We start from the raw sequence: 15599 nt of genomic DNA on the forward strand, positions 1-15599 counted from the left end.
GGCTCCGATCAACCGCGCAGCGCGCTGGCCGTGGCCCCCGTCCAGCGGCGGAACGCACGGTGGAAGCTGGTGGTCTGCGAGAACCCCAGCCGAAAGCTTATGTCGTCGAAGCTCAGGGTGGTGTCGCGCACCAAGCGCAGCGCTTCGTCGCGCCGCACGGCGTCCAGCACGTCGGAGAACGCCACGCCCTCCGCTTCGAGGCGACGCCGCAGCGTGCGCGGGCTCAGGCGCAGCGCGCGGGCGATGTCGTCGGCCTCGGGCGCGCCGGTCGGGAGGCGGCGCAGCAGCTCGTGGCGCACGCGGTCCACCACGCTCACCTCGAGTGGCGGCAGCTCCGCCACCATACGCGACGCCTGCGCCAGCAGCAGCCCGCGCAAGCGGTCGTCGGCGCGCGGGTTGGGGGCGCTCACGTGGGCGTCGGGGATCAGCAGCTCGTTCTCGGCCTGCTCGAAGCGAAAGCGCAGCGGCACGTTCGCGAACAGCGCTTCCTGGTCCTTGGGCGCGCGGTGCTGGCAGTGGGCCTCCAGGAACGAGACGCTCGGCATCAGCCCGCGCAGCACGAACACCCACGTGAGCAGGGCCCACTCGACCATGGACGCGGGCGGCGTCACCGGGCCCTCGTGGCCCACGACGAGGCTGGTGGTCTCGCCGCGACGCTGCACCCGGAAGTACGCCAGGTCGTGGAACAGGCGGTGGTGCTCCCGCAGGATGTCGATGGCGTCTTCCAGGTTGCGGCACGCGCCCACCAAGTAGTCCGCGAGATCGATGGCGCCCTGATCCGTGGCGAGCGCGGCGCGCACGCCCACGTCGCGGCCCACCGTCTCTTCGAGCGCACGCCAGGCGTCGTAGCCCACGGCCAGCGGCACGCGGTCGGGCCCCTCGCCGCGCGCCACCTCGGCCAGCAAGCCCGTGGTGGGCAGCGTGACTCCGCTTGCCGCGAGCGCCCCTAGCGGAGCGCGCAGCAATGCAACGTGGAAGCACGGGCCGAGCGACACGCGCCACCTTAGCCCGCAGCGTGGAAACTGTCAGGCAGCCAGCGGGGCCCGGCGGGCACCGTCCACGCGCAGCACCCGCAGCGGAACGGCGTCCGACGGTCCGATCAGCACCCCGTTCATGGCGTTCTTGGTGGCGCAGCTGGGGGCGAGCTCAACGTCCACCCGGCGAATCAACTCGGCCAGCACGACGCGCATCTGGGTGGCCGCGAACGGCCTGCCAAGGCAGGCCCGTGAGCCGCCGCCGAACGGGAAGAAGTGGAACGGCGAGTGCCGCGTCCCCATGAAGCGTGCAGGGTCGAAGCGCTCGGGGTCCGGCCAGATGTCCTCGCGGTAGTGCATGATGGTGGGGCTCGGCAGCACCACGGTGCCCGCCGGCAGGTCGTAGCCACCCAGGTGCGTGTCCGCGTGAGCCGGCGCGACATGATGTTGGCCACCGGTCGGAGGCGCGAGACCTCGTCGATGACCGCCTGCAGGTACGTGAGCCGGTGCGTCTGCGCGGGGTCCACCGGACCGTCACCGAACGCCGCCTCGAGCTCGTCCCGAACGCGCTGCGTCACCTCAGGGTGCTGGGCCAGGTAGTACATGGCCCAGCTCATGGTGGTGGCGCTGGTGTCGTGCCCGCCGATCAGCAGCATGTTCAGCTCGTCCAGGATGGCTTCGTCGCTCATCGCACGGCCGTCGTCGTAGCGGCTGTGTACCAGCTCGGCCAGCACGTCCACGCGCTCGCCCGGCGCCGTCTTCCGCGCGGCCTCGAGCTCGATGCGCAGGATGTCCAGCAGCTCGCGGCGGGCGTCGAAGAGCTGGCCCAGTAGCGTGCGTGCGGCCTTGCGCGGGGTGCCGTAGCGCGCCCGGCTGAGCTGGGTGCCGGCCTTGATCGCGGCCCGCACACGGGCCCCGCCCACGGTCATGGACAGCACGCCAATCGCCGGGCGCTGCATGGTGCGCATGGTGAAGCCGAACAGCTCGTGCAGCCGCGCGGCGCGATCCGGGTCGGTCACGCCGAACACGCACTCGATGATGGTCTCGAGCGTGATGTCCGCGAAGAAGTGCTGCGCCAAGATCTCGCTGCCCGGTTCGAGAGCGCCCACCGCGTCGTGAGCGTTGCGCCACATGCCTGCGGCGTACTCGTCCACGCGGTTCTTCTTGAAGGACGGCTGCAGCATCTTGCGCTCGGCGCGGTGCGCGTCGCCGTTCATGAAGATCAGCGCCTCCGCGCCCAGCAGGAACTTGATGCCGTCGGCGTCCGAGTGGAAGTCGTCGGCCGTGCCCCGGAAGATCTCGCGCACCAGCTCCGCGTCGCCCAGCACCACCCAGGGCTCGCTCATGACCTGCACGGTGAAGATGGGCCCGAACTCGGCGTAGAAGTCGCGCACGAAGGCGTGCGGATCGTCGGTGAGCATCTGCAGCTGGCGCAGCCGGTTCGCCCGAGGGCCGGCGGGCAGGAGAGCGTGGCGGTGGTGGCGCGGCATGTTCATGGCTCTGAGTGTGGGCGCAGGTGGGCACGCCGTCAGTCGCCGCAGGCGGCCAGACGGGGTGCCGCAGGTGGCCACCTTGGGGGTACCATCGCGGCATGGAGTTCCTCCGCACCCCCGCGCACCGCTTCCTGAACCTGCCGGACTACCCGTTCGCACCGCACCACGTGCAGGTGGGGAGCCCCGCGCTGCGCATGCACTACGTGGACGAGGGGCCACGCAACGGTCCCGTCGTGCTCATGATGCACGGCGAGCCCTCGTGGTCCTACCTGTACCGCCACATGATCCCCGTGTGCGTGAAGGCCGGGCAGCGGGTCATCGCGCCGGACCTGATCGGCTTCGGCAAGTCCGACAAGCCCACGCGCATCACGGACTACACCTATGCGCGGCACGTGGCCTGGGTGCGTGACCTGATCGTGCAGCTGAACCTGCGGGACATCACGCTGGTGTGCCAGGACTGGGGCTCGCTGATTGGCCTGCGCCTCGCGGCCGAGAACGAGGAGCGCTTCGCCCGCATCGCGCTCAGCAACGGCATGCTGCCCACGGGCGAGCAGCACTTTCCGGCCGCCTTCAAGATGTGGCGCACGTTCGCGCGGGTGAGCCCGTGGTTCCCCATCAGCGGCATCTTGGCGGTGGGCACGCGCCGCACGCTGACCACGCGCGAGCGCGCCGCCTACGACGCGCCCTTTCCGACCGCCAAGCACCAGGCCGGCGCGCGCGCGTTCCCCGCGCTGGTGCCTTCCAGCCTGGCCGACCCCGCCAGCGCCGCGAACATCGCCGCGTGGGAGGTGCTGAAGCGCTGGGAGAAGCCCTTCCTGCTGGCGTTCAGCAACGGCGACCCGATTACCCGGGGCGGCGATGGCTACGTGAGCGAGCGCGTGCCCGGCACCAAGGGCCAGCCGCACGTGACCCTGCGTGGCGGGCACTTCGTGCAGGAGGACTCGCCCGTCGAGTTCGCCACGGCGGTCAACGAGCTGATCGCACGGGCCGCCCGATGATCTTCGATGCCCCGCTCCTGGACAACGCCGCCGCCCGGGTGGTGCGCGCGCGGTTGCCGGGGGAGCGCGGTCTGCCAGTCCTGGGCGAGACGCTGCGCATCCTCCAGGACCCCGTGGCCAACGCGCTGCGCCTCCACGAGAAGCATGGGCCGGTGTACTGGTCGAACGGCTTCGGCATGACCAGCATCGTGGTCAGCGGGCCGGAGGCGCTCCGCGCCGTGTTCACCGACCCCACCAGCGCCTACGCGAATGGCGAGGCCTGGGAGTTCTTCATCGGCAAGTTCTTCAAGCGCGGGCTCATGCTGCTCGACTTCGCCGAGCACCGATTCCACCGCGGCGTCATGCAGGCCGCGTTCAAGCGCCAGGCCATCGAGCGCTACTTCCAGAGCATGCAGCCCACCATCGCGCGCGCCGTCTCGGGCTGGCCGTCGGGCGAGGTGCGCGTGGCGCCACGGCTGAAGCAGCTCACCCTGGACGTGGCCATCGAGACCTTCATGGGCGAGCGCCCGGGCCCCGAGGCGGACGCCGTGAACGTGGCCTTCGTGGACACCGTTCGGGCGGGTACCGCGTTCATCCGCCACCCGGTCCCATTCGGCCGCTGGGGCAAGGGGCTGCGCGGCCGCCAGGTGCTCGAGTCGTTCATCCGCACGCGCATCCCGAAGAAGCGCGCCAACCCCTCGCACGACCTCTTCTCACGCCTGTGCGAGGCCTCCGACGCCGAGGGGAACCGCTTCACCGACGACGACATCGTGAACCACATGATCTTCCTGATGATGGCGGCCCACGACACCTCCACCATCACGCTCACGTCCTTGCTGTATCAGCTCGCGCGGCATCCAGCGTGGCAAGAGCGCCTGCGCAGCGAGCTTCACAACATCCCGGCGGGGGACCTCACCCCGGCGTCGTTCGATGCGGCGCCCAGCCTGGACCTCGCCATCAAGGAGGCCATGCGCCTGCTCACGCCGCTGCCCGCGACCGCGCGCCGGACCGTCAAGGAGGTGGACCTGCTCGGGCACCTCATCCCTGCGGGCGTCCCTGTGGCGGTGAGCATGGCCGCCACGCACCGGCTGCCCGAGTGGTGGACCGCGCCCGACCGCTTCGACCCCGACCGCTTCGGTCCGGAGCGTGCCGAGCATCGCCAGCACCCGTTCTTGTTCTCGCCCTTCGGGGGTGGCGCACACAAGTGCATCGGCATGCACTTCGGCGAGCTGGAGATTCGCTCCGTGGTGCACCACGTGCTCACGCGCTTCCGCTTGAGCGTTCCGCCGGGCTACGAGCTGCCGGTGGACTACACGTCGCTCCCCGTTGCGGCCGATGGGCTGCCCATGCGCCTCGAGCGACTCTGACCGCGAGAATTCGGTATGCTCGGGACATGTCGGGGCCCGAATCCACACCGCCTGCCTATACCGAGCGTGCCGAGCGCTACGCGCTGATGGCGCAGGTGCGCGTGCGCCGCTCGGACATCGACTACGTGCTCGACGTGATCGACATCAGCTTGAGCGGTGCGCTCATCGACCTGCGTGAGCTGGCCCGGCCCAAGTGGCTGAAGGTGCGCCAAGAGGTGCTGCTCACGCTCCTGTTGGACGGCGAGCAGCAAGAGCTCACCGGCGAGATCGTACGCATCGTGGAGGACCTCGAGGGCTCGCGCTTCGCCATCCGCTACACGCCCAAGGTGGTCGTGGAGGACCTGCGCCAGCTGCTCATGGCGCACGGCCGGTCGCTGCCTCCTCCGCTGCCTGGCGCTCCGGGCCGCCGCGGCGGCTGAGGTGTTCGCTCGACGCCACGTGGGCGGTCTCATGGCGGCGTTCATCGCGCTGGTGCCGTCCTGGGTACGTGCGGCTCTCGCAACGGTCGCTTGGACCCTCCGCTGGCGTGTCAGTCGGAACGGACCCATCGACGTGCGATGACGTGATGGGCTGCATCACGGACAACATGCGCATGGAGCACATCGTGTTGCGTCCTGGCCCGGTGCCTCCTGCCTCGGGCCAGTGATGAGCTAGCGAGGTGTTGGCGCGGCTGTGTGGCCCATGGCAAGCATGACCGACAGCGCGAGCCTCGGGGGCACCCGACAGAGGTGCATGGACAAGCAGTCACAACTGGTGCTCACTCCGTCCTATGGGCCGCCTGAGGGGGGCGCTGGAGGTCTACTTGTCGCGCAACTGTCTTTTCGTCCTTGCCGCGTCTTCGCTCATCGCTGCGTGCGGCACTCCCCCACCCAGCAACGTGGATGCGGGTCTCGCGCTCTGCCTGAGCGACGCGCAGTGTTCAGACGGAGTCTTCTGCAACGGAGCGGAGATGTGCGCACCCGCCTCGGCCGACGCCGACGCCCGCGGCTGCGTGAGCGCGACGTCGGGCCCATGCCTGACGGACCAGACGTGCGACAACGCCGGCTCGCTCTGCGTCACCGACTGCGCTGTCCGTACGGACGCCGACGGCGATGGGCACGACGCCGTGGTGTGCGGCGGCGACGACTGCGCCGACGAGGACGCGACTCGCTTCCCGGGCAACCCGGAGGTGTGCGACGCGGACGGACACGATGAGGATTGTGACGCGTCGACGTTGGGCGGGGCGACCGACGCTGACGTGGACGGAGACCTGGAGGTGTCAGCGCTGTGCTGCAACGTGCAGAGCGACCAGAGCATTCTCTGCGGGGTGGACTGTGACGATACGCGGAGCTCGATCAACGCGTCGGGTGTGGAGGTGTGCAATGGCCTCGACGAGGACTGCGACGGGACGCTCGATGAAGGCGTGTTCGCGACGGTGTACCGGGACCTCGACGGTGACGGCTTCGGCAACCCGGCGACGGCGCGTCAGCAGGGCTGCGGCGACCCGCTCTTCGTCTCCGACAATGGCGACTGCGACGACACGAGCGCGGCGGTGAACCCGGAGGCCCCCGAGATCTGCGACGGCCTCGACAACGACTGCGACGGGGACGACAACGACGAGATCGACGCGGACGCGGACCAGCATCTGCTACCCACATCGACGTGCGAGGGTGGGCCGCTCCCCAAGGACGATTGCAACGACAACGACCTCTCTGTGCATCCGGTCGCGACCGACGTGTGCAACGACGTGGACGATGACTGCGACGGCGAGACCGACGAGCGTGCAAGCGCCAACGTGGCCTGCGAAGCCCGGGCGCCCGGCGCGACCGCAGCCTGCGGATATGGGGGTGCGCAGGTGCTCGCCAATCGTTGCTTTCTGACGTCCTGCGATCGGGGGGCCGGGGACTGTGACGGGCAGGCGAGCAACGGCTGCGAAACGGATCTCACCAGCGAGACAAACTGCGGCGGCTGCGGTCTCCGCTGCGTGGTCGGCACCTGTCAGGAGGGTCGCTGCGTTGGGGATACCTTCGCGGGCGTGTCGTTTCACACCGGGTTCCGGCGCAGGGGTGTGGTCGCGCTCGATGGCATCCGCGCGGTGCGTTGGGGCGATGTCGGCCAGCTCCGTCAGCCCAGCTACCTCGTTTCGGCGGGTGGCGCGCCCATCGTGGGGGTGGCCGACTCGTTTGGGGACGCGTCCGGTGAGTGTTGGGTCTCGGACGAGGGGGCGGCACAATGTCGAGGCGTCGCCTCGGCGGCGTGGGGCGTTGGCCCGGGGGGGGCGACCGTGGCTCTAGACTGGATCGACACGCTCGTCACCAACGCCTCCGAGGCCGAGTTTGGCACTCGTCACGGCTGTGCGGTCGACGCAGCGGGCACGGTGACGTGCTGGGGCGCGAGCCCCGCCAACGGGCAGTCGAACACGACGGAATCGCCCACCGTAGTGCCGCTGTCCGGGGCAGCCGTGGCTGACGTCGCCATCGCGGATGAGACCTCGTGCGCATTGCACGTGGACGGTGCGGTGAGTTGCTGGGGCAAGCACGCGGGCGACGGTGACACGCTGACGTCGAGCGCACCGTCGCGTGTGATGATCGATGGGACGACCCCCTTGCACGCGACCGCGATCTTCGGTGGGTTCCGACATATGTGCGCGCTCGATGGAACGACTCCCTACTGCTGGGGGGAGAACGGCGCCTGGCTCGGCACAAACGGCGACGGCCGCTTCGCGGGCTTGGTTGCGCCCAGCGCGCCCAGCATGAGCACGCTCGCGCTGGACGAGCGGCTGACGTGCGGCATCGACGACGCCATGCACGCACGTTGCTGGGGCGCGGCGCCGCCCGGCGACGGTTCGTTGGGGGCGTCGAGCCTCGGCGATCCGGTGCTCGCGTGGGACGCGAACGGAGGACAACCCGCCGAGGTCATCGCGCTCGGAGCGGCGACAGAGGGCATGTGCTACCTCGACCTGGATGGCCGTCCGTGGTGCTGGGGAGACCGGTCTGCCGCCGAGACCCACCCCGACATCGGGCAGTTCACCGAAGCGATTCCTGTGCCTTCGAACGCTCAGCCGGCCTCTCTCGCGGCAGACGACCTCTTCGCGTGCGCCGTGCTCGCCGATGGCACAACGCGCTGTTGGGGCGAGCTCGAACCCCTCGGCACTGCCTGGGCGGTGCCTGGCGTGCGCTACCCCGCCCGGCAGATCGACTGGCCAGCGCCCGTCGAGAGCATTGCCGTAGGAACCGCGGTCGCGTGCGTGGTGACGACCACGGGGGAGGTTTGGTGTCGAGGCGGCAGCGTGGACAACGGCTCGGACGTCCTGGTGCCAGCGCCGTCTAGCGTCGGCGACGCATCGCGGATTGATGTTCCGCCAGCCCAACAGGTGGTCGTGTCCGACACTGCCGCGTGCGCGCTGCTGCGCGACGGAGGCGTGCGCTGCTGGGGCATCGATGCCACGGGCGTGCTGGGCGACGGGGATGGCGCGCCCGACGACTGTGATGGAATCCCATGCGCCCGCACGCCCGTCGCCGTGGTCGGTCTCCCCGCGGGAGACCCCGTGGTCCAGCTGTCGTTGCATGCCGAAGCGCTGGCTGCGAACGCGTGCGCGCGCCTCGCGTCGGGGCGCGTCGTCTGTTGGGGCGCCGGGGGGGGCGGAGGCCTCGGAAACGGAGCGCTGTCGCCGCTCTACGCGCATGCTCCCCAGGACCCGGTGGCAGGGATCGACGACGCCGTCTCGATCTCGACCTACTTCGTGAACACCTGCGCGGTTCGCGCGGGTGGTACCGTGGCGTGTTGGGGCGGGGCCTTCGGTGCGCTCGGGTACCTCACCGGCGACATCTGCGGTGCGTTCCCCTGCTCGCCGCTGCCGGGGCAGGTGGTTGGGGTCGATGGCGCCGTCGAGGTCGCCGTAGGTCGCGGCTTTGCGTGTGCGCGTCTTCGGAACGGTCGCGTCCGCTGCTGGGGTGACAATCGCCGGGGCCAACTCCTGCGTCCGCACAACGAGACCGCAAGCGAGACCTTTGCAGGCGGTGAGCTCGCGGGCGTCGTCGGCGCCACGCAGTTGGACGCGGGATCGACTGTGGCCTGCGCGCTGCTTGGCGACCGCACGTTCTGTTGGGGTGGGGTTCCCAGCTCCGGGGCGTTCGAGAGCGGCATGCGGGCGGGCGCGACGTATTCAGCTTCACCCGGTGCGGTCGGAGCGTCGGTCACAGGGATGTAGGTCGACGCTGCGTGGGTCGCCTGGCGATGACGCGAGGATGGCGTCTCGACTCACGGGGGCTCAGCGCCCGCGCGCCTCGTACACCCGGAACCGCCCGGTCTCGGCCAGCACGGCATGACCACCAAACGTCTGGTCCAGCGCATCGCGATACGGCAGGAACGCGTTCGCTACCAGCACCAGCCGGCCACCCGGGCGCAGGTGCTTGGGTGCTTCACGGATCAAGCGTTCGGGCGCGTCATACGACGTGCGCACACCTTCGTGGAACGGCGGGTTGCTGATGATCCAATCGTACCGCCCGCTCACGTGCGAGTACACATCGGACCCGAACACGCTCACCTCGGCCATCTCCAGCCCAGCCCGCCGGAGCGTGGCGCGCGCCGCCTCGAGCGCGAGCGCGTCCACGTCCACCAGGTCCACGCGCAGGCTTCTTCCCGCACCCAGCAGCGCGCGTGCCGCCGCCGCGCGCGCCACGAACGCGCCCAGCACGCCGCTGCCGCAGCCCACGTCGAGCACCCGCTCCACGCGCTCGAGCTCGCCAGCCTCGACCCACGCGGCCAGCACCCCCAGCAAGAGCGCGCTGCCTTCGTCGAGCTTGTCGGCGCCGTACACGCCCGGGTACCACATGCACGTCAGCGGCTCGCCGGGCACCGCTAGCACGGCCTCGCTCGCGTACCGCTCGAGCCCCGCCCCGCCATCCGCCAGCACGCGCGGGCCGCGCGCCACGATGCACTGCGCGTGACCACCGCTCGTGATCTCCAGCACGGTCGCGAACCGCTCGGCCACGGCGTCGCGGATGGAGCGGATGCCCTCGCGCTTGCCGCCCGCCACGCGCAGCTCGCCCTCGGACCGGAGCGCCTGCGCCGCGAGGTCCAGCACCCAGCGCTGCCGCGCCTTGCCCTTGGGCAGGTAGACCAGCGCCACGTCGAACGCCCCCGCGTGGTCCCTCGCCGCCGGGGACCCGTGCAGCTCCGCGAACGCGACCTGGCGCACGTCGAAGGTCAGCGCCCGCAGCCCGTTTCCGTCTCCCCCTCGACCGAGCTCGGCGCGCATCACCCCCACGCTCTCGGCGTCGGGTGGGTCGACCACCAGCGCACGCCCACTCAGCCCGCGCGCCAGCAGCAGGCGCGTGCTCGCGTCTCCCCCCCGGCCGTCTTGGCCGCCCGCAGCGCCCTTGCCCATGCCGCCGCGCTCAGAGGCCCGAAGACTTGAGCGACTGGTTCTGCGCCGGCGTGAGCGGGAGGTGCAGGCCGCACTCCTTCTTCTTGCCCAGCAGGCGCCCGTCGCGCGGGTCCATGTCGGCCGTGGTGGGCAGCGTGGAGTGCGTGTCACCGATGGAGCGGTAACCCTCTGCGTAGAGCGGGTGATAGGGCAGGTCGTGGCGCTCCATGTAGGCGTCCACGTCTTCTTCGCTCCACTGCAGGATGGGGTGCAGCTTCACGCGCCCGTTCTGCATGCCCACACGAGGGAGGCTGGCGCGGTGCTCGGTCTGGTTGGCGCGCAGGCCGGCCAGCCACGCCACGGTGCCCAGCTCGTTCAGCAGCTTCTCGAGCGGCTCCACCTTGTTGATGCGCAGGTACTCGGCGACGCCCTCGTCACCCTGTTCCCAACGGTTGCCGTAGAGCGCCTCTTGCCGGGCCGACGAGATGGCCGGCGTGGCCCAGTGCATGGCCAGCCCGAAGCGCTGCTCGAGGTCCACGGCGAAGCGGTAGGTCTCGGGGAACAGGTAGCCCGTGTCCACGCAGACCACCTTGGTCTCGGGCGCCACCCGGGCCACCAGGTGCAACATGACCGCGGCCGTGGCCCCGAAGCTGGTGGAGACCACCAGGCGCTCGCCGTAGCGTTGGGCGGCCCACAGGATGACGTCTTCGGCGCTGGCGTCGCGCAGCTCCAGGTTGATGGCCTGGAGATCGAGATCGCTTGAGGTGGAGTCGAGTTCGTCCATGCTGAGGGAGCGTAAGTTGACAAATTCAGTGTGGGTTTGCAACGCGAGCCTCGTCTTTCGGTCCGGAAATCGGTCGCTGCTCACGGAATTACGTAACTCACTGGGCGAAAATCGGCGTGATTCTACACTGAAATAGTCAAGAACAGCCCCGCCCCCAGCACACCACCGTTGCGATTCCTGGCCCTGGCCGCTACTACCCGGCCCCCTGAACGAATGATGCGGAGAGCCAGATGACGGAAGCGACAGCAAGCCAGTTCGACGTGGTGGGCCCGATCGCGGTGGAGCTGCAGCTGCCGCCCAGGGGTGTGGCGGCGGTGGTCCAGCTGCTGGAGGAGGGCGCCACGGTGCCCTTCATCGCGCGCTACCGCAAGGAGGTCACGGGCGGCCTCGACGAGGTGCAGATCCGCGACATCCAGGAGCGAAAGGCCTACCTGCGCGAGCTGGACGAGCGCCGCACGGCGGTGCTGGCCAGCATCGAGGAGCAGGGCAAGCTCACGCCCGAGCTGAAGAAGCGCATCCTGGCATGCAGCACCAAGGCGGCCCTCGAGGACCTCTACGCGCCCTACAAGCAGAAGCGCCGCACGCGGGCGACCATCGCCAAGGAGAAGGGCCTCGAGCCGCTGGCGCTGCGCATCTTGGCCCAGCCGCTCGACGGCCGCCCGCTGGACGAGGCGCAGGCCTTCGTGTCCGCCGAGAAGGAAGTGCCCAGCGCCGAAGAGGCCTTGAAGGGCGCCCGTGACATCGTGGCCGAGGTGGTGGCCGACCACGCCGACGTGCGCGCCCTGCTGCGCGACGCGTTCGCCAACAAGGGCGACGTGGCCACCAGCGTGGTGAAGGGCAAGGAGACCGAGCGCACCAAGTTCGAGGACTACTACGACTACCGCGAGGCCGCGAAGGACATCCCGTCGCACCGCTTCCTGGCCATCCGGCGCGGCGAGACGGAGGGCGTGCTGCGCCTGAAGCTGGAGGTGGACCCCGACCCGTTGCTGCCGCGCCTGCAGGCCAACATGAACCTCAACCCCGCGTCGCCGTGGGCCCCTGTCATGCGCGAGGCGGTGGAAGACGCGTTCAAGCGCCTGCTGGCGCCCAGCGTGGAGACCGACGTGCGCGTGGACCTCAAGCTGCGCGCGGACCGCGAGGCGGTGGAGGTGTTCGCCGAGAACCTGAAGCACCTGCTGCTGGCGGCGCCGCTCGGGCAGCGCAGCGTGGTGGGGGTGGACCCGGGCCTGCGCACGGGCTGCAAGCTGGCCGCGGTGGACTCCACGGGGCGCTACCTGGGCACGGACACCATCTACCCGTTCAAGGGCGTGGGCGACGTGGAGCGCGCCAAGGCCGACTTCCTTCGCTTCCTGGCGCGGCACAACCCGCTGGCCATCGCGGTGGGCAACGGCACGGCCGGGCGCGAGACCGAGACGTTCGTGCGCGAGGTGCTGCGCGACCCCATGGTCCCGAGCCCGAAGCCGCTGGTGGTGCTGGTGAGCGAGTCGGGCGCCAGCATCTACAGCGCGTCGGACATCGCGCGCGAAGAGTTCCCGGACCTGGACCTCACCATCCGCGGCGCCATCAGCATCGCGCGGCGCCTGCAAGACCCGCTGGCCGAGCTGGTGAAGATCGACCCCAAGTCCATCGGCGTGGGCCAGTACCAGCACGACGTGCACCAGAGCCTGCTCAAGCGGAAGCTGGGCGAGGTGGTGGAGAGCTGCGTGAACGCCGTGGGCGTGGAGCTCAACACGGCCAGCGCGCCGCTGCTCAGCTTCGTGGCCGGCGTGGGTGACTCGCTGGCGAAGCGCATCGTGCAGCACCGCGAGGCCAACGGCGCGTTCACCAGCCGCAAGGACTTGCTCAAGGTCTCGGGTCTGGGGCCGCGCGCGTTCGAGCAGGCAGCGGGCTTCTTGCGCGTGCGTGGTGGCGAGCACCCGCTCGATGGCTCGGCCGTGCACCCGGAGCGCTACGAGCTGGTGGAGCGCATCGCGCAGGACCTGGGCGTGCCGCTCGGCGAGCTGGTGGGCAACGAGAAGCACGTGGCCCGCGTGGACGTGAAGCGCTACGTGACCGAGGGCGTGGGCGAGCCCACCCTGCGCGACATCCTGGCCGAGCTGCGGCGGCCGGGTCGCGACCCCCGCGACGAGTTCGAGGCGCCGAACTTCCGTGAGGACGTCACCAAGCTCACGGACCTCCAGGAGGGCATGGTGCTCGAGGGCGTGGTCACCAACGTGACCAACTTCGGCGCGTTCGTGGACGTGGGCGTGAAGCAGGACGGCCTGGTGCACATCAGCGAGCTGTCGGACCGCTTCGTGGAGGACGCCGCCAGTGTGGTGAAGGTGGGCCAGCGCCTGAAGGTCACCGTCATGGAGGTGGACCTCGAGCGCGGGCGTGTGGCGCTCAGCGCCAAGTCCGAGCCGGGGCGGCGTGGTGGCGGTGGTGCTCCTCGCGAGCGCAGCGCAGGCGGACAGGATGCGCGCGGTGGCCAAGGCCGCGGCGGGCAGGGCGGCGGCGGTGGTCGCGGCGGCCAGGGTGGGCAGGGCGGCGGTGGTGGTCGCGGTGGTCAGGGCGGTGGCCGCGACGCGCAGCCCAAGCAGGGCGGCTTCAGCAACAACCCGTTCGCGAACTTGAAGCTCTGAGGGTCGATGGGCGCGCAGGGCTGAAGCCTGGTGATTCACCACAAGTCTCGACAGGCTCTGGCCAGCATGAATCGGGCCTGTTTCAAGGGGTATTGGCACCCCGGCTTGAAAGCCGGGGCAGCATCCCTCGCCCTGACAGGCGCGGAAGTCCAGCCCCTAACGGGCCCGGACTGGGGAGTTCCAAGCAGGAGAACGGTCGAGTTCCAAGCCGTGGATGACGCTGAACTCGAGACACATCCAGCCTTGAACGACGCAGTCCGCGCCCGGCAGGGGGCGGACTTCCGCAATTGATCCAGGCCCGGGATGCTGCCCCGGACTTCAGTCCGGGGTGCCCATAGTGCCTTGCAGCAAGGCGAATCGGCCGCCTGCGAGATGTGTAGAATCCTCAGGCTGAAGCGGTGGGTGCCCATCGCACCTTGCAGCAAGGCGAATCGTCAGCTGGAGAGAGGCCGCGCGCGCCACACGCCAGACAGCACGTCTCGCTCGCGCGGCGGCAGGTGCGCCACGTCACCGAAGCCGGCGCGCTGCAGCATGTCGCGCACCTCGGCCTCGCTGGTGAAGCTGGCGCTGGCACCGCGACCGCGGGTGGCCACCCAGATGCCCAGCCGAAGCAGGCGCGTGGCGGCGGCTTGGCCTTCCTTCACGCGGAGGTCCGCCAGGAACGTGCCGGCGGCGGGCAAGGCGTGGCGCACCCGCTCGAGAAGCGCGATTCGCTGGGCCGTATCGAAGTAGCCCACCACGCCCTCCGCGATGACGACGGGGCGCTGCGCGCCGTGGAGCTCCTTCGCCAACACGTCCGTGAAGCCGGGCGCAAAGATGTCCACGTCCAGCATCCGCAACCGATCCCCGAGGCGTGCTCGCAGGGCAGGCGGCACCCGCGTGACCAGCAGCTGGCGCTTGTAGGCGACCATCGCCGGTAGGTCGATCTCCACGTAGCGCACGCCTGCATCGAGGGCGAAGGTCAGCCCGCGGCGCGACAAGCCAGCGCCCAGCTCGACGACCACGTCAGGTTGGATGCGCTCGAGCTCCGCGTCGATGAGTGTGTGCCGGTTGCGGAGCGTGCGCAGCAGCTTGCTGGGCTCACCACGCAGCGTCGCGGGCAGCTCGAGCAGCCGGTAGGCGTGAAACAGACGCTTCCCGAGCGGCGTGGCGAAGTACTCCGCGTGCGGTCGGCCGAGCACGTGCCATGCGTAGGCCGTGTAGTGCGCCGTCGGGGCAATCTTTGTGGCGTCCGTCATCGGGCCCGAGCGTCACTCCACGCGCGTCTCAGGCGGCCTGCTCGCCGAACTCGGCGCGGCGTCCGTACTGCCTCATCAGCGCGTCGTACTCTTCGTAGAGGGTGGCGCCCGACGACGAGCGCGGCAGGTCGAGGCCCAGCACCTTGGCGCTGAGCAGCCCCGAGAACGCCACCACCCGGTCTCGCTCGTTGTAGCGCGCCGACGTGCGCAGGTTGTTGAGGTGCCGCTTGAGGGTCTCCACCAAGCGCTTGGTGAGCCGGTCGGGCACGTTCGGGATGTCGTAGCAGGCTCCCACCTCGTCCACGTACGCGGCGATGGGCGGCTCGAACGCCTCCTGACCGCGCGCGCGCTCGGCCTGCATGCGCTCGTGGTTGGCGGTCACGGCGTCGCGCAGCAGCTGCTGAATGCGCTCGGGCTCGAAGGGCTTCGCCATGAACACGATCTCGTGTTGCCGGCTCTCGCGCGGCAGGCGCGGGTCGTCGTCGCCGGTGACCAGCGCGATGGTGATGTTCGGGTTGTGCCGGCGCAGGTACTCGCCCAGCAGGATGCCCTCCATGCCGGGCAGGTTGTGGTCCAGGATGGCCACCTGGAACGACCACTGCGTGAGCAGCGCGAGCCCCTCCTCGGCCGACTCGGCCGCCACCGCCTGGTGTCCGGCGTTGAGCACCAGGTCCACCAGCAGCCTCTGCATGTCCGGGTCATCCTCGATGACCAAGACGTTGAGTTGATCGCCATCCGCTTCGGAGGGGGGATTCGCTCGCATGCATCGCTCCCGGTGAGGGTGGGGCTGAGCCCTGA

At 70.1% G+C, this 15599-nt stretch carries 12 protein-coding genes; 5 read left to right on the top strand and 7 right to left on the bottom strand.

Annotation, left to right across the window (positions count from 1 at the left end; all coding sequences use genetic code 11):
- Nucleotides 1-8 precede the first annotated feature (8 nt).
- Genes IPI43_16910 through IPI43_16920 form a run of 3 tightly spaced genes read right to left on the bottom strand, consistent with a single transcriptional unit; the run spans nt 9 to nt 2470 of the window.
- Nucleotides 9-995: a helix-turn-helix domain-containing protein gene (locus tag IPI43_16910; protein MBK7775788.1), complete on the bottom strand. Its 987-nt coding sequence runs from the start codon at nt 993-995 to the stop codon at nt 9-11.
- A gap of 30 nt (nt 996-1025) precedes the next feature.
- Entirely contained in the window at nt 1026-1181 is a 156-nt protein-coding gene (locus tag IPI43_16915) for a hypothetical protein (GenBank protein MBK7775789.1), read from the bottom strand.
- A complete protein-coding gene (locus tag IPI43_16920) occupies nt 1166-2470 on the bottom strand; it encodes a cytochrome P450 (GenBank protein MBK7775790.1) in 1305 nt (434 codons plus the stop codon). Before IPI43_16920 ends, IPI43_16915 begins: the two co-directional genes overlap by 16 nt.
- A 95-nt stretch (nt 2471-2565) precedes the next feature.
- Between IPI43_16920 and IPI43_16925 the strand changes: the two genes are divergently transcribed.
- The 4 genes from IPI43_16925 (at nt 2566) to IPI43_16940 (ending at nt 9000) form a co-directional block, all read left to right on the top strand.
- Nucleotides 2566-3465: a haloalkane dehalogenase gene (locus tag IPI43_16925; protein ID MBK7775791.1), complete on the top strand. Its 900-nt coding sequence runs from the start codon at nt 2566-2568 to the stop codon at nt 3463-3465.
- The gene (locus IPI43_16930; GenBank protein ID MBK7775792.1) at nt 3462-4811 is read left to right on the top strand and encodes a cytochrome P450; all 1350 of its coding nucleotides are present in this window, start codon (nt 3462-3464) and stop codon (nt 4809-4811) included. Before IPI43_16925 ends, IPI43_16930 begins: the two co-directional genes overlap by 4 nt.
- Before the next feature lie 26 nt (nt 4812-4837).
- Nucleotides 4838-5230, top strand: coding sequence for a PilZ domain-containing protein (locus IPI43_16935; protein MBK7775793.1), 393 nt, complete (start codon nt 4838-4840; stop codon nt 5228-5230).
- 350 nt (nt 5231-5580) lie between these two features.
- On the top strand, nt 5581-9000 hold the full coding sequence (locus tag IPI43_16940) for a hypothetical protein (GenBank protein MBK7775794.1): 3420 nt from the start codon (nt 5581-5583) through the stop codon (nt 8998-9000).
- A 60-nt stretch (nt 9001-9060) separates the two neighbouring features.
- On the opposite strand, the gene IPI43_16945 is transcribed toward IPI43_16940, so the two are convergent.
- On the bottom strand, nt 9061-10179 hold the full coding sequence (locus IPI43_16945) for a methyltransferase (protein MBK7775795.1): 1119 nt from the start codon (nt 10177-10179) through the stop codon (nt 9061-9063).
- A 10-nt stretch (nt 10180-10189) separates the two neighbouring features.
- Nucleotides 10190-10942, bottom strand: coding sequence for a phosphoadenylyl-sulfate reductase (locus IPI43_16950; protein MBK7775796.1), 753 nt, complete (start codon nt 10940-10942; stop codon nt 10190-10192).
- A gap of 230 nt (nt 10943-11172) precedes the next feature.
- Here IPI43_16950 and IPI43_16955 point away from each other — a divergent pair, with 230 nt between their 5' ends.
- Nucleotides 11173-13563 (top strand): RNA-binding transcriptional accessory protein, encoded by a 2391-nt coding sequence (locus IPI43_16955; GenBank protein ID MBK7775797.1) that lies wholly within the window; start codon nt 11173-11175, stop codon nt 13561-13563.
- Nucleotides 13564-13997: 434 nt separating this feature from the next.
- Here the strand turns inward: IPI43_16955 and IPI43_16960 are convergent, their stop codons facing one another.
- Both IPI43_16960 and IPI43_16965 read right to left on the bottom strand, forming a co-directional pair.
- Nucleotides 13998-14801, bottom strand: a complete 804-nt coding sequence (locus tag IPI43_16960) for a class I SAM-dependent methyltransferase (GenBank protein MBK7775798.1) — start codon at nt 14799-14801, stop codon at nt 13998-14000.
- 28 nt (nt 14802-14829) lie between these two features.
- The gene (locus tag IPI43_16965) at nt 14830-15564 is read right to left on the bottom strand and encodes a response regulator (protein ID MBK7775799.1); all 735 of its coding nucleotides are present in this window, start codon (nt 15562-15564) and stop codon (nt 14830-14832) included.
- Nucleotides 15565-15599 lie beyond the last annotated feature (35 nt).

The organism is Sandaracinaceae bacterium (assembly GCA_016706685.1).
Taxonomy (GTDB): domain Bacteria; phylum Myxococcota_A; class Polyangia; order Polyangiales; family Houyiibacteriaceae; genus JADJJE01.